The sequence below is a fragment of the Chryseobacterium sp. W4I1 genome (genome assembly GCF_030816115.1).
GTDB lineage: Bacteria > Bacteroidota > Bacteroidia > Flavobacteriales > Weeksellaceae > Chryseobacterium.
Window position 1 is genome coordinate 3,607,448 of sequence record NZ_JAUSXQ010000001.1, and the last position, 17,341, is coordinate 3,624,788.

General features: G+C 36.3%; 18 protein-coding genes. 6 read left to right on the forward strand and 12 right to left on the reverse strand.

Translation table 11 applies throughout. The annotated features are described in order from the left end of the window. Positions 1-163: 163 nt before the first annotated feature. The 6 genes from QF044_RS16800 to QF044_RS16825 all read right to left on the reverse strand — a co-directional run bounded on the left by QF044_RS16800 (position 164) and on the right by QF044_RS16825 (position 4,889). Positions 164-859 (reverse strand): YjjG family noncanonical pyrimidine nucleotidase, encoded by a 696-nt coding sequence (locus QF044_RS16800; RefSeq protein WP_307269714.1) that lies wholly within the window; start codon positions 857-859, stop codon positions 164-166. A gap of 20 nt (positions 860-879) precedes the next feature. After that, complete coding sequence (locus QF044_RS16805) at positions 880-1,014, reverse strand: hypothetical protein (protein WP_307269716.1); 135 nt, start codon at positions 1,012-1,014, stop codon at positions 880-882. Positions 1,015-1,062: 48 nt separating this feature from the next. Continuing rightward, the gene (locus QF044_RS16810) at positions 1,063-1,653 is read right to left on the reverse strand and encodes an RNA polymerase sigma factor (RefSeq protein ID WP_307269719.1); all 591 of its coding nucleotides are present in this window, start codon (positions 1,651-1,653) and stop codon (positions 1,063-1,065) included. A 197-nt stretch (positions 1,654-1,850) separates the two neighbouring features. Continuing rightward, positions 1,851-2,342, reverse strand: coding sequence for a hypothetical protein (locus tag QF044_RS16815; RefSeq protein ID WP_307269721.1), 492 nt, complete (start codon positions 2,340-2,342; stop codon positions 1,851-1,853). A gap of 82 nt (positions 2,343-2,424) precedes the next feature. Continuing rightward, a complete protein-coding gene (gene metK, locus QF044_RS16820; protein ID WP_307269725.1) occupies positions 2,425-3,705 on the reverse strand; it encodes a methionine adenosyltransferase in 1,281 nt (426 codons plus the stop codon). A gap of 233 nt (positions 3,706-3,938) precedes the next feature. Then, entirely contained in the window at positions 3,939-4,889 is a 951-nt protein-coding gene (locus QF044_RS16825; RefSeq protein WP_223609037.1) for a LysR substrate-binding domain-containing protein, read from the reverse strand. A 132-nt stretch (positions 4,890-5,021) separates the two neighbouring features. On the opposite strand from QF044_RS16825, the gene QF044_RS16830 reads away from it, so the two are divergent. From QF044_RS16830 to QF044_RS16850, 5 genes are all read left to right on the forward strand, one after another. Further along, on the forward strand, positions 5,022-6,509 hold the full coding sequence (locus QF044_RS16830) for a catalase (RefSeq protein ID WP_307269735.1): 1,488 nt from the start codon (positions 5,022-5,024) through the stop codon (positions 6,507-6,509). A gap of 104 nt (positions 6,510-6,613) precedes the next feature. Next, positions 6,614-7,381 (forward strand): enoyl-CoA hydratase-related protein, encoded by a 768-nt coding sequence (locus tag QF044_RS16835; protein WP_307269738.1) that lies wholly within the window; start codon positions 6,614-6,616, stop codon positions 7,379-7,381. A 44-nt stretch (positions 7,382-7,425) separates the two neighbouring features. Beyond that, a complete protein-coding gene (locus QF044_RS16840) occupies positions 7,426-7,848 on the forward strand; it encodes a dCMP deaminase family protein (protein ID WP_116013087.1) in 423 nt (140 codons plus the stop codon). 9 nt (positions 7,849-7,857) lie between these two features. Beyond that, complete coding sequence (xerD, locus tag QF044_RS16845) at positions 7,858-8,772, forward strand: site-specific tyrosine recombinase XerD (RefSeq protein WP_307269741.1); 915 nt, start codon at positions 7,858-7,860, stop codon at positions 8,770-8,772. A 40-nt stretch (positions 8,773-8,812) separates the two neighbouring features. Continuing rightward, entirely contained in the window at positions 8,813-9,328 is a 516-nt protein-coding gene (locus QF044_RS16850; protein WP_307269744.1) for an NUDIX domain-containing protein, read from the forward strand. A gap of 106 nt (positions 9,329-9,434) precedes the next feature. Here QF044_RS16850 and QF044_RS16855 read toward each other — a convergent pair whose 3' ends face one another. From QF044_RS16855 to QF044_RS16865, 3 genes are read right to left on the reverse strand one after another with little or no spacing between them, the layout of a single operon-like run. Then, a complete protein-coding gene (locus tag QF044_RS16855) occupies positions 9,435-9,893 on the reverse strand; it encodes a heme-binding domain-containing protein (protein ID WP_307269747.1) in 459 nt (152 codons plus the stop codon). A 4-nt stretch (positions 9,894-9,897) separates the two neighbouring features. Beyond that, the gene (locus QF044_RS16860; RefSeq protein WP_307269749.1) at positions 9,898-11,655 is read right to left on the reverse strand and encodes an Ig-like domain-containing protein; all 1,758 of its coding nucleotides are present in this window, start codon (positions 11,653-11,655) and stop codon (positions 9,898-9,900) included. Between the two features lie 23 nt (positions 11,656-11,678). Beyond that, a complete protein-coding gene (locus tag QF044_RS16865) occupies positions 11,679-12,938 on the reverse strand; it encodes a serine hydrolase (RefSeq protein ID WP_307269752.1) in 1,260 nt (419 codons plus the stop codon). 349 nt (positions 12,939-13,287) lie between these two features. Between QF044_RS16865 and QF044_RS16870 the strand changes: the two genes are divergently transcribed. After that, positions 13,288-14,709: a BspA family leucine-rich repeat surface protein gene (locus tag QF044_RS16870; protein ID WP_307269754.1), complete on the forward strand. Its 1,422-nt coding sequence runs from the start codon at positions 13,288-13,290 to the stop codon at positions 14,707-14,709. Between the two features lie 186 nt (positions 14,710-14,895). On the opposite strand, the gene QF044_RS16875 is transcribed toward QF044_RS16870, so the two are convergent. From QF044_RS16875 to QF044_RS16885, 3 genes are all read right to left on the reverse strand, one after another. Beyond that, positions 14,896-15,828, reverse strand: a complete 933-nt coding sequence (locus QF044_RS16875) for a 2-hydroxyacid dehydrogenase (RefSeq protein WP_307269757.1) — start codon at positions 15,826-15,828, stop codon at positions 14,896-14,898. 134 nt (positions 15,829-15,962) lie between these two features. After that, a complete protein-coding gene (locus QF044_RS16880; RefSeq protein ID WP_307269759.1) occupies positions 15,963-16,514 on the reverse strand; it encodes an acyl-CoA thioesterase in 552 nt (183 codons plus the stop codon). Further along, positions 16,502-17,254: a hypothetical protein gene (locus QF044_RS16885; RefSeq protein WP_307269762.1), complete on the reverse strand. Its 753-nt coding sequence runs from the start codon at positions 17,252-17,254 to the stop codon at positions 16,502-16,504. Before QF044_RS16885 ends, QF044_RS16880 begins: the two co-directional genes overlap by 13 nt. Positions 17,255-17,341: the final 87 nt, after the last annotated feature.

Here is a 17,341-nt window from a genome sequence, read left to right on the forward strand (position 1 = left end):
GGTGAATGGTGAAAATAATTAAACCATTAAGATGATTGAAGCAGTTAAGAAAATAAGAAGGAACTGACCTTAAAAATCTTTGATTTTTATCTTAATTAAACTTAAACCTTTCATCTTAATGGTTCAAAAAAATAAATTTTACAGCTATTGAAAACTGTATATTTTATAAATACTCTTTGATCTGAAGAAGATGGGTAATGACCTTCAGGCCTTCTTCCTGCTTATTTTCTTTATAAACATCGAAGAAGATTACGTCGAGGCCGTAGTTTTGGGAACCTACAACATCTGCGATCCAGTCGTCACCGATCAGGATACTCTCCTCTTTACTGGCTTCCGCAATGCCTAAAGAATATTCAAAGATCTTCGGATTGGGCTTTCTCACGCCAACAGAATCGGCACTGGTAATGGTTTTAAAGTATTTATCTATTCCTGAAAGGATGCATTTTCTTTCTGTCACTTCCTGAAAGCCATTAGAAATAATGTGCAGCGTGTAGTGTTTGGACTTCAGGTATTCCAGAATATACTCTGCTGCTTCTACCAGATCATTATGATTGAGGATCTTATCCAGAAAATTTTCTTCAAAATATTGTGAAAGCTCCTCATTCTCTACTCCAAAATGCTTGAAAGTATCATAGAAGCGATGCTTTCTAAGATATTCTTTCCCAATAATCCCGTCTCTTATTTTTTCCCAAAGGCTTTCATTAATTTCATGATAAACGGAATGAAACTCTTCAAAGTCGATATTGTAGTTTAAAGTGATCTCTTGTTTTTTAAACAGGTCTTTGATGGTAAGGTAAGCGTTCTTACGGTGATCCCAGAGCGTATTGTCCAGGTCAAAAAAAATGTGCTGAATTTTCATACAGCACAAAATTAGTCAATTTAATTTTTGGAAATCGGGAAATTCTTGCTTTTGGTTTTTACCAGTTCAAGACTTTTTGAATAATTCAGTAAAAAATCAATTGTTTGTTTCTTAGGTTTCAAAGCTTTCACTTTTAAGGAATCATTTTTTTTCATAGGCGAAGTATGTTTTCCTTTAAACGTGAATTTTTCAAAAATATTATCCTATCTCGTCAATACAATGTTATTTTCGTCCATGATTTTTCTCAGGTTAATAAGTGCATAGCGTACTCTTCCCAATGTGGTATTGATGCTCATGTTGGTATGATCTGCAATTTCTTTGAAGCTCAGCCCGTCAAAAAACCTTAGTTTAATGACTTCCTGCTGGTTCTGAGGCAGAAACTGAAGCATTCTCATCAGATCTTCCTGGATCTGAAGGGTTACCAACTGATCCTCAATGTTTTCAGAAGGTTCTCTGATCAGATCAAAAATTGAATACTCGTCTGTTTCAAAAGTGGTTTCCGAAACTTTTACATTTTTCGATTTCAGTCTGAAATGATCGATGATAAGATTGTGTGCGATTCTTTTTGCCCAAAGAATAAACTTGCCTTCTTCGTTATACCGGCCTTCTTTCAGCATCAGGATGATTTTCATGAATGTATCCTGAAAAACATCATTCGCAAGGTCTTCATCATTAATTTTGTAAAAAATGAATGTAAACAGTTCTCTCTGATGACGATGAATAAGGGCTGATAAGGCTTCTTCGTCTCCTTTCTGATAAAGGGAAATTAGTAGGCTGTCCGTTTTTGATTTCATAACTCTTCTCAATAATAAAATATTTGCAGACCAGCAATTCTCCAGATATTTCATCTGGCCCTAGCTGTAAATACAAAACAGTTTTTTAGAGTAAAGTAAAATCTATAGGCAGTACAATTATTATATGGTGTAAATATAATAATTTTTTAATAACTGTTAAGCTATTATTAAATTTTTACAGGAAAATTTAATAAAAATCACTTAAACATATCATGAATAAAGACCGTAGGGATATTTAATGTTAAATTAACATTTAAACCCTTTAACTCTTTTCCGTTCAAACGGGCATCTCCAATCGGGAAAGCATAGCCTCCGGCAAGATCCAACAGCCCGAAAAGGGTAACTCCTATCTTCGGTGCAATATATTTGTTTGTTCCTTCTGCTCCTATCAAAAGGTAATAGGAATGATAGAAGTCTACATTTTTCTCAAAATTAAGAAGTACATCTGCCTGCAGCTTAGGCATAATGGCAAATTTGGAACCGGCAGAACCCATCAAAGCAGATCCGCCAAGCCTGTATATCACATCATCATTCTTCAGGAAAAGCAATTTACCACCAACTTCCCCAAAGCTCTGGTTCTGGTAGGTATATCCCACACTTACCATTTTATGCATGGTATACTGCGCCTTTGTCATCACGCTCAGGAAACCTATAAAAAGTACGGTAACTGCTGTTCTAAAATTCATCATCTCTAATTATTTAAAGTGTAAAATTAAAAAAAACTGCCTTATCCCAAGATAAAGCAGTCTATTTATTATTTCTAAAGTGGGATTAAATACCAAAAGCGGTTTTAATTTCGTCTACTTTGTCAAGTTTTTCCCAGGTAAAGAATTCAAGACCTGTAAGGGTAATTTCGTTCTTCTGACCTTTATTGAATGTTTTGTCAGCAATATAGTGCTCTTTCCCCATGTGCCCGTAAGAAGCCGTTTCCAGATAGATTGGGTTTCTTAATTTTAAGTTCTGCTCTATTGCGTAAGGTCTTAAATCGAAGATCGCAGACACTTTCTTAGCGATTTCACCGTCGTGAAGATCTACTTTCGCAGTTCCGTAAGTATTAATATACAAACCACAAGGTTCAGCAACACCGATAGCATAAGAAACCTGAACCAAAACTTCATCAGCTACCCCGGCAGCAACTAAGTTCTTCGCAATGTGTCTTGTAGCATAAGCAGCACTTCTGTCTACTTTTGAAGGGTCTTTTCCAGAGAAAGCACCACCACCGTGAGCTCCTTTTCCTCCATAGGTATCTACAATAATTTTTCTTCCTGTAAGACCAGTATCTCCGTGAGGACCACCAATTACAAACTTACCAGTCGGGTTGATGTGATATTTGATCTGATCATTGAATAAAGCTTTGATTTCTTCAGTCTGCTGAGCCACTACTCTTGGAACAAGGATACTTTTGATATCCTCACGGATCTTGTTCAGCATTTCTTCTTCAGTTCCGAAATCATCATGCTGAGTAGAAACTACGATAGAATCAATTCTTACAGGCTTGTGATCGTCAGAATATTCAATAGTCACCTGGCTTTTTGCATCAGGACGTAAGTAAGCGATTTCACTTCCTTCTCTTCTCAGGACAGAAAGTTCTTTAAGAATAGTATGGGCAAGGTCCAAAGCAAGCGGCATATAGTTAGCCGTTTCATTAGTGGCATACCCGAACATCATCCCCTGGTCACCAGCTCCTTGTGCATTCGCCTTGGCTTCGAAAGATTCATCGTTTACTGCTCTGTCAACTCCCTGGTTGATATCCGGAGACTGCTCATGGATCGCAGAAATCACCCCGCAGGAATCTCCATTGAACATATATTCGCCTTTTGTATACCCTATACCATTGATTACGTCTCTCGCAATAGTCTGCACATCAAGATAAGCATCCGATTTTACTTCTCCGGCAAGGACAACCTGTCCCGTAGTCACCAGGGTTTCACAAGCTACTTTGGAGTTTTTATCGTATGCTAAGAAATGATCGATTAACGCATCGGAAATTTGATCGGCAATTTTATCCGGATGTCCTTCTGAAACTGATTCAGATGTAAATAGATAAGACATATTATTCTTTGTTTTTTAGATTAAAAATAAGTGAAGAAAAATAAGAATAAATTGCCCAGAAAAAAGAATACTGTTTTAGCATATTTTTAGAGAGGTTGCAATCAGGTCAAATTTTTCCTCGTTTATAAACGTCTGCAAATTTAAGTACTATTTTTTTAATACTCAAAATTTTTGCTTATTAATTGTAAATTTCTTAAAATTAATGATTTATATCACTTTGCCATCTTCTTAGTTCATTGCGGCTTGATGCTCACAAATTCCTTCGGGTTGATATGGTAATTAAGCTTCTGCTCTAGGGAACTTTTGATAGAATGAGATAATTCATCAATAATCTTCTGCTTAAAAGTCGGCTTATAATAAATGATCTTAATTTCTCTGTAAGGGAAAGGTTTTTTGAATCTGAACACATTTTCCTTCTGTTCATCAGAAAGCTGGCTCAGTGCCAGTTCCGGCAGAATACTGATCCCTCCTACTTTATCCACCATGTGAACCAGTGTCTGAATGTTGGATGCTAAGAAATCTAAATTTTTAGGCTTCAAAGTATTCTCTTTCAGGTGACAGATATTTTCAAACTGATTTCTAAGACAGTTTCCTTCCTCAAGAAGCCATACTTTTTCAACGTTCAGTTCTTCAGGGATAATATAAGAATTCTTTTTATTAGCTTCCGTATTGGAGCTGTAGATCATCAGTTCTTCATTGAAAAGGAAATCCTGATAAAATTCATCAGCAGTATCATAAGGCGTTGAAATGATTCCTGCATCCAACTCACCAGCTTTTAAAGCTTTGATAATATTGTCGGTAGTCATTTCTTTCACATTCATCTGGATTTTTGGATTTTCTTCCAAAAACTTAAAGATTTCTGTCGGCAGAATGAAAGAAGAAACGGTAGGAATGATGCCTAAATTGATTGTTCCACCAAGGATATTATTCAGAAGATTGGCTTTATTTTTTAGCTCATTGACAGATTCTATAATTACTTTTGCCTGATCAATGATCTGAAGCCCTACATCCGTAGTACGGATCGGGTGTGTAGTTCTGTCGAACACTTTCACATCCAGTTCATCCTCAAATTTTTGTATCATCGCACTTAATGTTGGCTGCGTAATAAAGCATGCCTGCGCTGCCTTACCGAAATGTTTGTACTTATCAACAGCGATAAGATACTCCAGTTGCTGAATGTTCATCTGATTAATATTATCTATTACAAAGATAAAAGGTTTTTGCTATTAGTAATCAAAAATTCAAGTAAATTTGATATTTCATACGTCTGCATAAGACAGTTTATAAGATAAATCAATCATACAAATCATAACTCTATGGATTCTAAAAAATTAACACTAAGCAACGGTGCTCCTTATTTTGAACATCAGGACTCACAGACTGTTGGTCCAAGAGGCCCTGTCCTGTTGCAGGATTTCATCCTTCAGGAAAACCTTGCGCACTTTGTTAGGGAAAGAATCCCTGAAAGAATAGTACACGCCAAAGGAAGCGGTGCTTATGGTACATTTACCGTAACTCACGACATCAGTCAATATACAAAAGCAAAGCTCTTTTCAAAAGTCGGAAATTCATGCAGAATGTTTGCCCGATTCTCTACCGTTGGCGGAGAAAAAGGTAGTGCAGATACCGCAAGAGACCCACGAGGTTTTGCTTTAAAATTTTATACGGAAGACGGAAACTGGGATTTGGTAGGAAACAATACCCCGGTATTTTTCATCAAGGATGCCAAAAAATTCCCTGATTTTATCCATACCCAGAAAAGAGTACCAAAAACTAATTTAAAAAGTGCCACAATGATGTGGGATTTCTGGAGCCACAATCCTGAATCTCTTCACCAGGTTCTTATCTTAATGTCGGACAGGGGAACACCGTACGGCTATAGACATATGCATGGGTTTGGGTCTCATACTTTTTCTATGATCAATCATCAAAACGAAAGGGTTTGGGTAAAATTCCATTTTAAAACCAAACAGGGAATTAAAAATTTCACAGATGCCGAAGCCGTGCAAATGGCCGGAGAGAATCCGGATTTTGCTCAGGAAGACCTTTGCAATGCTATTGAAAACGGAGATTTCCCAAAATGGACAATGTTTATCCAGGTAATGACGGAAGAGCAGGCAAAAGATTTCAGATGGAATCCTTTTGATATAACTAAGGTTTGGTTCCACGATGATTTCCCGATGATTGAAGTGGGAGAAATGGAACTTAATGAAGTTCCCGTAAATTATTTTGCACATGTGGAACAGTCTACTTTCTCACCTAGCAACCTGGTCAACGGAATCAGCTTTTCCCCGGACAAAATGCTTCAGGGAAGATTATTTTCTTATCCAGACGCTCACAGATACAGGGTTGGAGTGAATGCTCACCAGCTAGAGGTAAACCGATGTCCTTTTGCAGTCAATAATTATCAGAGAGATGGTTTTATGGCAGATTCCAGCGAATATCAGGATAAGCCGAATTATTTCCCGAACAGCTTCGACGAAGTAAAGCCGGATCCTTCTTACAAGAATTATGATTATGAATTAGATAGTGCCCATGTTGCAAGCTACAACAGAAACGAAAATGATGATGACCATTATACACAACCGGGTCTTCTCTACACCAAATCTATGAATGCTGAAGACAGAGAACATCTGATCCATAATATTATTGGAAGCATGAAAGGAATCACCGGGCCAAAAAGAGATGAGATCATCAACCGTCAATTATGTCACTTTTTCAGGACTAATATTGAACTTGGCATGAAAGTGGCATCTCAACTTAATATCAATATAGATGCAAATATGATGAATCATTCGAAATAGCATTTTGAACGATAAATCAAAAAAAAGGAAAAAAAATCAATATTTTTTCCTTTTTTTTGTAAAAAATTCATAATTTGCAAAAAATAATATTTTATAGTGGAAAAATGAGTTACGAGAATATATTATTAGAAAAGGAAGACAAAGTTGCTATTGTTACGATCAACAGACCTCAAAGTTTAAATGCTTTAAATGCAAAAACGATAGAAGAGCTAAGTTTAGCAATGGATGAACTTAATGCAGATGAATCCTGTAGAGTAATTATTATTACAGGAGGTGGGGAAAAATCATTCGTAGCAGGAGCCGACATAAAAGAATTTAGTGAATTTGGACAGGAAAAGGCCGAAGAATTGGCCAGAAACGGGCATAATACCCTGTTCAATAAGATTGAAAATACATCTAAACCTGTTATTGCAGCCGTTAATGGTTTTGCATTAGGAGGAGGTTTAGAGCTTGCCATGGCGTGCCACATCAGATATGCATCAGAGAATGCAAGACTAGGCCTTCCGGAAGTTACACTGGGATTAATTCCAGGATATGGAGGAACTCAAAGACTTCCTAAACTTGTAGGAAAAGGTATCGCCAACGAAATGATCTTCTCTGCCAAAATGATTCCTGCCCAAAAGGCAAAGGAAATAGGATTGGTAAATGAAGTATACTCTATTGAAGAATTATTAACCAAAACAAAAGAATTAGCAAGTACTATAGCCGGCAATTCACCAATGGCTATATCAAAGGCTATACAAGCCGTAAACTTGTCTGACACGGATAAAGGTTTTGAATCTGAAATCAAATATTTCGGAGAACTTTTTGATATGAACGACAAGAAAGAAGGAGTTTCCGCTTTTTTAGAGAAAAGAAAGCCTAACTTCTAAGATTTTTAATCCAAAATTATTTCGAAAAAAAACAATGCAGCGGTATGAATAAGTTTGATAAAGCTTATCTAAAAATGGCCCAAGAGTGGGCAAAATTATCCTACTGTAAGAGAAAACAGGTAGGAGCTCTTATCGTAAAAGATAGGATGATTATTTCAGATGGTTACAACGGAACTCCTTCGGGATTTGAAAACTGCTGTGAAGATGGAGAGGGAAAAACGCACTGGTATGTACTTCATGCGGAAGCCAATGCTATATTAAAGCTGGCCGCTTCCACTCAGTCTGCAAAAGGCGCAACGCTATATTTAACGCTGTCGCCATGCAAAGAATGCAGCAAACTGATTTTGCAGGCAGGAATTACAAGACTTGTGTATATTAATGAGTATTCAGATGACGACGGAATAGCTTTCCTTAGGAACCATGGTATTGAAATAGAACAAATATCGGACTGTGAACTAAAAAAATAAAGCACAAATATGACTTGGGATGAAAAAATCAAAGATTTTGAAATATTTCTTCGCTTCGAAAGAAATTTTTCAGATAACACACTCGATGCCTATATTCGGGACATCAAAAAATTAAAAGATTATGCCGAAGTAGATCTGGAAAACGTCGGTCCAGACTCTATCGGTTACGAAAACTTACAGGAATATATCTTCAATCTTTCCAAACAGAAGTTCAGTGAAAGATCTCAGGCAAGATGGATTTCTTCTATAAAAGCTTTTTTCAAGTTTCTACTTGAAGATGAGTTTAGGGAAGACAATCCTGCTTCTCTGCTCGAAGGTCCAAAACTTGGATTATATCTTCCTGACACCTTAAGCCTGCCGGACATTAACAGAATTATTGCAGCCATTGAGGTAAATTCTGATCTCGGAAAGAGAAATCATTGTATCATTGAGGTTCTTTACGGATGCGGTTTACGTGTCTCAGAACTTATTGATCTTAAAATTTCGAACATCAATTTCACAGAACAGTACATCAAAGTCAACGGAAAAGGAAACAAAACACGTTTCGTTCCTTTGGCTGACTACACTGCTGAACTTTTGGAAACTTACATTAAAGAAGTACGTTCAAAAAACAAGATCAATAAAAAATATGAGGATACGCTGTTTCTGAACAGCCGTGGAACATCTATGTCCAGAGTGATTGTATTCCTGATCATTAAAGAACTTACAGACAAAGCGGGAGTGAGCAAGAAAATATCTCCACATACGTTCAGACATTCTTTTGCAACACACCTTTTACAGAACGGTGCAGATCTTCGTTATATCCAGGAAATGCTGGGACATTCCAGCATCACTACTACTGAGATCTATACCCATCTGAAGACAGAGGAACTCAGGGATGTTATATTAAATTATCATCCGAGAAATATTAACATTGCTCAATGACATGGAGTTCCATCTGACCTTTGAAAAATAATTATATCAGATGAAATTATTGAAATACTGCCCAAGCTGCGGCAAAGAAACGCTAAACTGGGACGGCGAAAAAAAATGGAGCTGTCTAGAATGTGGTTTTTCTCTCTATAATAATGTGGCCGGTGCGGTAGCTGTTGTTATCCGATGGGATAATGAAGTTTACCTTACCAGAAGAAACCGTGACCCAAAAAAGGGAAAACTGGATCTGGCCGGAGGATTTGTTGATCCAAAGGAAAGCGCTGAGGAAACATGTAAGAGAGAGCTTTTTGAAGAACTTCAGCTTAATGTGGATATTTCAAATTTAAAGTATCTTACCAGCCTTCCGAATATCTACCAGTACAAGGAAATTGATTATAATACAATCGATCTCTTTTACGAATACAGAGTGTCGGAAAAATTCGAGGTTAGCCTTGAGCTTTCTGAAATATCAGAGGCCGTCTGGATTCCTTTAAACTCCTTAGATCTTGATGATCTTGCTTTTGATTCTCAGAAGAGATTTTTTGAGGAATATTTGAAGAATATATAAATATTATATAAAAATAATCCCACAGATTTTTCAGATGACGCAGAATGATAGAACATCATTTTGCCGGGTCTATAAAATCTGTGGGATTTTTATGCTGTTAATACAATCAATAAGACTTTGATTGCTGTATTTCTTTGAAGTACTGAACAAGCAGCGTTCTTTCTGCATCGGATAGATTAGCTTCTTTATGATAAACAATATAGCCGGGCATAGGCATCGTTTTGCTTTGAATCGTCTGGATCGCTTTATTTAACATGCTCTCTTTTAAATCCTTATTATAACTTCCCCAGACGGAAAAATTAAGATGTTCCCTGCCTTCATTAACGTGGCTTTTTACAGACCAGGAAACGGGTGCTATATTTGCATATCTGGGATAAACGGTCTCATTGGAATGACAGTCGTAGCAGGCTCCTTTTAACAATCCGCTAATTTTTTCGGGAGTCTTTTTGACATCAACGAAATTCATTGCCTTATCAACAGGTTTGTTTACTTTGTCAATAGGAATAAACTGGATCAACGCAAACGCTACCAGTGTCCAGAATAACACTTTTTTTACCGTCTTCATATTTCTATTTTACAGGTGTCAATACTGCGTTTCCGGAATCTGATTTCAATTCTTTATTCATCTCCTTCTTTACTGTTTCCGAAGGAGTTGCTTCTGCAGGAATATCTACAGGCTTAGAGACCTCTCCTTTGGGATTATCCAGCGTTCTGGTATCTTTCAGATCCCAATCTTCCTTAGTTTCCCAAAGAGGTCGCACAATGGCTTTTTTGTAAAAGACATAAGAATCTTCTGCAAAAGTTTCTGTCTCGAAATCAGCCTCATCCCAGAATTTATTTTCGTTATTATCTACCAATATCCTTACGATATATTCGTTTGGTTTAAGGATATCAAATTTCACATTGTTTCCTTTGGTGTATTTTGAATAAATGACCTTATCTGAAGCGTCCAGAAGCTGGATCCAGTAACTGGTTTCCGGGGCATTCTGAATAGCAAAAGCCAGACTTCCGAACTGATCAACTTTTTCAACTTCAAAATCAAAACGTTTGGACTGTACATTTTTAGTATAATAAGAAGATACTGTTTCTTTTGGAACGGTAAGCTGGTATTTTTTCCCGGTTACAAAATCTGAATGGATTAGAATCTGATAAGGATTGGTTTCTGAGATTTTAGCCGTGAATTCCTGAGTGGTTAAGCTGTCGCTTTTCAGGATCCATTTTTCAGGATTGATCTTATCGATAATATAAGCAGATCTAATCTTAAAATCAGAATTCGGGGCTAATTCAGGTCCCCCGTTATCGTTCTCAAGATCCATTGCGTTCTTCTTATTGTATTTATAAAATACGGAAACGGTATCCTGCTTTTTGCCGGTATCATAGCTGAACTTAAGGTTTTCTGTGGTCGTCTGCCCTATATCACTTTTCACCGGATCAAACCATATCTTTACAGAATCGGATTTCGGACGGTGAGTGACTTTAATATCCTGCAGTTTTTCGTTGACAGAAGCTACTTTCACATTCTCAGGGTTGCCTTCAAACGTCATGACAATTCCACCCGGACTTTCTTTCATTTCAACATATTTCAAAGGCTTTTTGGAAGGATAAACTTTTAAATTTAATCCTGAAACAGACTTTTCAATATCCAGCGGTTCTTTCTGAAACCCTACTTTTTCTTTTCCCGGATCATAAACAGAATTACTGTTCTCGTCCTCAAAGGCAACGATCTTATACTTGCCTGGGGTAAGGTAATTAAGCTCATAATATCCATCATCATCTACTTTTGTGATATAGTATGGTTTCTGTTTATAATTGATTGTATCTTTTACCTGATAAAGCCCTACTACCAGCTTATTTTCCCCTTCTTTCTTTTTAATGGCAACGGCATCTGTAATAACCCCGCTTACGTAAAGATCATCCAGTTTATCGCCTGTGGAAAAGGCAAAGTTGAAATAACGAAGAATATTAGTCTCATTATTATCAGCAATTGAGTTTCCAAAATTGAAATTATATGTCGTATTGGCCTGAAGCGTATCTGTCCACTGGATCATCACAAATTTATTGGCGATATTGGAAGGAAGGATTCGCTTTATATTTTTGATCGGTGGAGAAATAATCAGGTTTTTATTGATGTCCTTTAAAGTAATATATTCGTCAAAATCCAGTCTCAGCTCGTGAATATCTCTTTTTACATTGATTCTTGTAGTATCAATGTTTGAGCTCAAAAACTTTGGAGCCAGGGTATCTTTCGGACCACCTACGGGAGAACCGACTCTTGCACAGGAATGGACAAGAAAACAGATAACGAATAATAGAAGAATTCTTTTCATATATGTTTAAGCAAAATTAAACATTATTCTCCAAAAACTTCATGTCCGGCATTCAAAGTATCTTTATTATCGTTCATTACGCTATGCAGCTTATCTTTCTGAACCGGAAAATCTTCAAATAACCCTGATAATGCCAATGCTGTATAGACTTTATTTGAATATCTGTTTCCAATAGCTACAATGGTTACTTTGGATTTCAGAAGATGGGCAAAAACTGAATTGGTTCCATGCCACCATCCGTTGTGATAAGTAAGCTTCTCACCGTTATCAAAGATCTTCATTCTGAAACCGAGACCGTAATTATTCATTCCTGACTTTTCATTGCTGTACGGTGTGAAAACCATCTGCATCAGGTCCGGCTTTAAGAAATCCTTGGAAAACATTGCCTTGGAAAAGTTGTAAAGGTCTCTCGGCGTTGTATAAACGTTTTTGTCTCCATAAATAAGGTCAAGTCTATCCAAAGGATACAATCTTTTCCCGCCATAATAAAAGGACTGTGCTGCCGTGGGAATATCTTTTTCCTGGAAAATATAGGTATGTTCCATTTTCAAAGGCTGAAATATCATTTCTTTCATCGCCTGAGGAAAGGGAGTTTTGGTGATCTTTTCTATCAATAAAGCCAGCATTGCAAAATTGGTATTACAGTACATAAAGCCGGTATCTGTATCTCTTGCAAGATCAGGCTTATATTGGATAAGCATATTCAGAATATCCTGATTGGTAATGAATGACTTTGAAAGTTCAGCGGGAGCCGGTTGTATTTTAGCAATAAAATATTCGTATTTCGGAAGACCGCTTCTCTGATCGAGCAAGGTCTGTACGGTAACATTGGGATAGGGAAATCCTGGGAAAAACTGGGTAAGATGATCAGAAAGTTTAATTTTTCCGGCTTCTACCAGCTTCAACATTGCCATTGCTGTCAGGGTCTTAGAAACTGAAGCTACATGCAATGGTGTATTTTTATCAATTGGCATCTGATCACCTTCTCTTCCGAAACCTCTGTAATTTTCATACAGGATATCATTTCCTTTTGCCACAAGGATTCCGCCACTCAGGTCTCCGCCTTCCCAGATCTTTTTGTAATACTGATCAATATATCCGGTCAATATTCCTTTATCACCAAGCTGGCTTTCTGCTTTGGTAAATACATTATTCAGATCTACATTTCCATAATTGGGGAGATTGGTATTTTCGGTTACAGAACCTTTTGTATCTGATTCTTTTTTACAGGAAAAAAAAAATAAAAAAACAATTAAAATTAGGCTGAAATTTAGCTTCTTCATGGATTTCAAAAATGAGTGGCAATTTAATAAAACTCAAAATAAATTATGAAAGAACAAATATAGATTATGAATTATTTAACATTATTAAGCGCCTTTTTGAAGAATATAAAATCACATTATTCAAATCTTCTCAACGTGGAGAATTTTTTTATATAATTTAGATAAGTATTTATTTTTTTAAATTGTAAAAACTTAGATGAACAGATTTTTAGAATACATATTTTAATAAACCCACGATACACACAAAAGATAATTTGTAGGGAATTTGGGCGATTATTTACATTTTTAATTTTTATATTAATCTTATTTGTGGGAAATATGTATTTTTGCAATCAATAAAAATAAAAATATGTTGAAAAAAATTTACTTTTTCTCTTTCTTCTTTTTGGTCATTACTGCTCTAAGGGCACAGACTCCACTTATATTAAAATTTTGGGTGAGCGACGCTAACAACCTAAAAATAAAATTAAATACTGAAGGGGCCTACAACTATTCATATGTAAAGACCAACAATTCTACTATTACAGGTAATGGAATAGGAAACACGGGTTTAACAGAAATCAGCGTTCCCTCAATAGGAACATATAATATTTCAATTACGCCTACAGGCACTTTTAGATTTAGTTCTGGAACTGACATAGATAAAGTTGTCGAACTAACACAATGGGGGCAAATTACCTGGAATACTAATTTATCAGGCATGTTTTCTGGATATGCGAATCTTCAAATTACAGCAACCGATATTCCCGATTTTTCACAGGTTACTAACCTCAGCTCGTTTTTTTCAGGTTGCACAAACTTATCAATTGTAAACAATATTAACAATTGGAATGTTGGCAACGTGACCAATATGAGTAGCTTATTCTTTAATGCCAAGGCTTTTAATAAGCCAATCGGTAATTGGAATACATCAAATGTTACAGATATGAGCCAGATGTTTTTTTATGCTGACGCATTCAATCAGGATATTGGCAATTGGAATGTTTCAAATGTGACCAACATGAGTTCAATGTTTAATCGTGCGAAGGCATTCAACCAAAATATTAATAATTGGAATGTTTCAAATGTTCAGAATATGTCAATGATGTTCGAAGCATCTCAGTCGTTTAACCAACCATTAAACAACTGGAATACTTCAAATGTCACAAACATGTCTCAGATGTTTTCTTATCCAAGTTTTAACCAAGACATATCCTCCTGGGATGTTTCTAATGTTATCAATATGTCTCACATGTTTTGGTCTAACAATAATTTTAATAAGAATTTAGGCAATTGGACACTTTCTCCAATAGTCAATTTGACAGAAATTTTTGGCTATAGTGGTTTAGATTGTGGAAATTATGGTGCAACATTAAAAGGCTGGGCTGAAAATCCTAATTCTCCACTTGGACGACTTGTCGGAGTAGTGGGAAGAACTTATGGAAACGGTGGCCAAATATTTCGTAATCAATTAATTAATAACAAGGGCTGGACATTTGCTGGAGACAGTTTTTCTCCAAACTGCTCGGAACCTTTGTTACTTGTTGAAGAAATAAAATCAGGCAAAACAAAATTACTACTGTACCCAAATCCTGCCTCAGAAATGATCTTTATAAAATCAGAATCCATCACTAAATCGGTACAAGTTTTAGATGCTTCAGGAAAAGCATTATTGACCAAAGGTGGTGAAACAAATCAATTAAACCTGCAACAAATTCCTACCGGAACTTATTTTATTAAGATTGCAACAGCTGACGGATCTGAGAGTATACACAAACTCATAAAAAAATAAAAATTGCCTTTTGCTATCTATATCAGCTTCCGGCAATAAATGGAAAAGCACAGATCTTACGATCTGTGCTTTTTATAATTTGAAAATAAGACATCATTTACTGAAACTCATTTGGAAAGGTTACGTAAAAAATAGATTTGCAGCTATATTCTAACACAGATCAGTAACTTCAGCAAGGATTATCAGCTACCTTGCAAATCCCTCCACAATTTTATCTACAATCACCTGAGCAAGTTTTTCTTTACTCTGATGAGTCCAGCCTGCAATATGAGGTGTAACAATAGCTTTTTCTGATTCTAAAAGATATTTTAAATCATCATTTTCAGTTTCCAGATGTTCAAAAGATGACTTTTCATATTCTAAAACATCTAAACATGCCCCTTTTATTTTTCCTGATTTCAGATTATCAACTAGATATTTAGTTTCTACATTTTTTCCCCTTGCTGTATTCACAAAGTAGAAGTCTTTTTTCATCTCTGAAATAAAGTTTTTATCAACAAGATAATGCGTTTCAGTAGTTAGCGGAATATGCAGGCTTAAAATATCTGCAGACTGTTTCAATTCTTCCAGACTTACCTGTGTGGCATATTCATCAGAAAGTCCGGGAAGGATGTCGTGAAATATGACTTTACAGCCGAATCCTGAAAATCTTTTAGCTGTAGCTTTCCCCATATTTCCATATCCGATTAAACCAACTGTTTTTCCCAGCAGTTCGTCACCCCTGTTCTCTTCACGCTTCCAGATGCCATTTTTCACTTCCTGGGAAGCAATAAAAAGCCGGTTCATTAGAATCAGCAGTATTCCTATAACATGTTCGGCTACAGAGTCTCTGTTGCCTTCCGGAGAATTGATGAGCTGTATCCCCATCTGTTGTGCGACAGGAATATCTATATTTTCCATTCCTGCTCCTACCCTTGCAATGAACTTCAGATTTTTCCCTTTTTCCAGAAAGTTTTTATCCAAAGGGATCCTGCTCCTGATGATAATCCCGTCATAATTTTCAACTTTATGGCAAACCTCATCATATGAAGATGTAAAATCTTCTTCCAGTATAAAGTTTTTGGCTAAAAGCTGTTCTGTGATAAGAGGATGGTTTTTATCTAAAACGAGAATCTTCATTTCTTATAAAATTTAGAAATTAAGGTATTGGGAGATTCAGATATTGAATATTAAACTCCATATAAAGAAAATGCCTCTAAATTTGCAAAGGTTTCAACACTCAACAAAGATTAAAGCATTTTATCTTATCAATCTTATTTTTTATCTTTCTTCTGTTCCTTCTGTTCCTCAGGCTCCTGAAATAATTTCTTAAGTTCCACTGAATCCAAAGGCTTCATTCTTCCTGAAAGGATAAGAGAAAGTTCTTTTCTTCTGATGGCTGCTGCATGTCTCAGTTTTTCTTCTTCTGTTTCCGGAATCATGTCCGGGATAGGAATAGGACGGTTAAATTCATCAACTGCAACAAATGTATAAATCCCTTCATTGGTATGAACTTTCTTCTGATTGATCGGGTCATCCAACCATACATCTACATAGACTTCCATTGATGTAGAGAAAGCTCTGGATACTTTAGATTCCAGAACCACTACTCCACCTTCAGGAATCGGATGATTGAAAGAAACGTGATTTACAGATGCTGTTACCACTCTTCTTTCACAGTGTCTTGCTGCAGAAATAGAGGCACAACGGTCCATTTTTGCAAGAAGCTCACCTCCAAAAAGATTTCTTAGAGAATTGGTTTCGTTCGGAAGAACAATATTGGTCATGATGGTCAGGGATTCTGACGCTTTTTTTACTTTTGCCATTGAGTCTTAGTGTTGTTTTGAGCTGCCGGAGTTGTTTTTAAACCTTTCCCGGCTGGTTTTGATAATGAATCTTTTTTCAGGGAATCTGCCACAGCTGTTGCAGGGTCGTGAACCATCATTTTTATGGTATCTTTTTCAATCCTGTGGGTAGAGGTCTGTACGGAAACTTTATCAAAAGATTTTTTCCCGAAAAGAAGTTCCTGTTGGGTAAATGCCAAATACAGAATTCCTAAAACCGGAATTGCAAGCAGAAAAATCCAAAGAATAGATTTTTTAAACTGATAATCTTTTTCCCTGTTTTCGGTAGTACTTATCTTTTCTCCGTTATTGATATCTGAAAGCCTTATTTCTTCAAGACCGTAGAAATCAGGATGTCCCGCCTCTACTCTTTTTCCTTTGAAATGGGTATGGTTTTCTTCAATATTGATGGTTCCAAGGTTTTGAATCTCCAGGAACTGATCTGCCTGAAGTTTTTTCTTCCAAAAATCGGTCTGGATCTTAAGATCACTTTTTGAAGCTTCCAGAGACATCTGTTTCTGGGACGCTATAAAAGCAGCAAGTTCATCAGACTGTATCTCATAATCAACCGCAAAAACGATCTCGCTTGCGGGCGGAAGGATGCTTCCGTTCTCAGAATTAATAATTGCCTTGGAGTTTTTAAGCGAAAACACACCGAAGCTCGGAACCGTCACAGTTCCAAATTGTTTCAGATATTCTAAAATGTAAGCTGAAATATTCATTTGGCAGCAAATTTATAATTTTTTCATGACTTTTTAATGAGATTTATCGGATATAAAAAAAGACTGCCGAAACAGTCTTTTGATAAT

Coding starts and splice junctions, on each gene's coding strand:
- QF044_RS16800 (WP_307269714.1), bottom strand. CDS start 859: ATGAAAATTCAGCACATTTTTTTTGACCTGGACAATACGCTCTGGGAT.
- QF044_RS16805 (WP_307269716.1), bottom strand. CDS start 1,014: ATGAAAAAAAATGATTCCTTAAAAGTGAAAGCTTTGAAACCTAAGAAA.
- QF044_RS16810 (WP_307269719.1), bottom strand. CDS start 1,653: ATGAAATCAAAAACGGACAGCCTACTAATTTCCCTTTATCAGAAAGGA.
- QF044_RS16815 (WP_307269721.1), bottom strand. CDS start 2,342: ATGATGAATTTTAGAACAGCAGTTACCGTACTTTTTATAGGTTTCCTG.
- metK (WP_307269725.1), bottom strand. CDS start 3,705: ATGTCTTATCTATTTACATCTGAATCAGTTTCAGAAGGACATCCGGAT.
- QF044_RS16825 (WP_223609037.1), bottom strand. CDS start 4,889: ATGAACATTCAGCAACTGGAGTATCTTATCGCTGTTGATAAGTACAAA.
- QF044_RS16830 (WP_307269735.1), top strand. CDS start 5,022: ATGGATTCTAAAAAATTAACACTAAGCAACGGTGCTCCTTATTTTGAA.
- QF044_RS16835 (WP_307269738.1), top strand. CDS start 6,614: ATGAGTTACGAGAATATATTATTAGAAAAGGAAGACAAAGTTGCTATT.
- QF044_RS16840 (WP_116013087.1), top strand. CDS start 7,426: ATGAATAAGTTTGATAAAGCTTATCTAAAAATGGCCCAAGAGTGGGCA.
- xerD (WP_307269741.1), top strand. CDS start 7,858: ATGACTTGGGATGAAAAAATCAAAGATTTTGAAATATTTCTTCGCTTC.
- QF044_RS16850 (WP_307269744.1), top strand. CDS start 8,813: ATGAAATTATTGAAATACTGCCCAAGCTGCGGCAAAGAAACGCTAAAC.
- QF044_RS16855 (WP_307269747.1), bottom strand. CDS start 9,893: ATGAAGACGGTAAAAAAAGTGTTATTCTGGACACTGGTAGCGTTTGCG.
- QF044_RS16860 (WP_307269749.1), bottom strand. CDS start 11,655: ATGAAAAGAATTCTTCTATTATTCGTTATCTGTTTTCTTGTCCATTCC.
- QF044_RS16865 (WP_307269752.1), bottom strand. CDS start 12,938: ATGAAGAAGCTAAATTTCAGCCTAATTTTAATTGTTTTTTTATTTTTT.
- QF044_RS16870 (WP_307269754.1), top strand. CDS start 13,288: ATGTTGAAAAAAATTTACTTTTTCTCTTTCTTCTTTTTGGTCATTACT.
- QF044_RS16875 (WP_307269757.1), bottom strand. CDS start 15,828: ATGAAGATTCTCGTTTTAGATAAAAACCATCCTCTTATCACAGAACAG.
- QF044_RS16880 (WP_307269759.1), bottom strand. CDS start 16,514: ATGGCAAAAGTAAAAAAAGCGTCAGAATCCCTGACCATCATGACCAAT.
- QF044_RS16885 (WP_307269762.1), bottom strand. CDS start 17,254: ATGAATATTTCAGCTTACATTTTAGAATATCTGAAACAATTTGGAACT.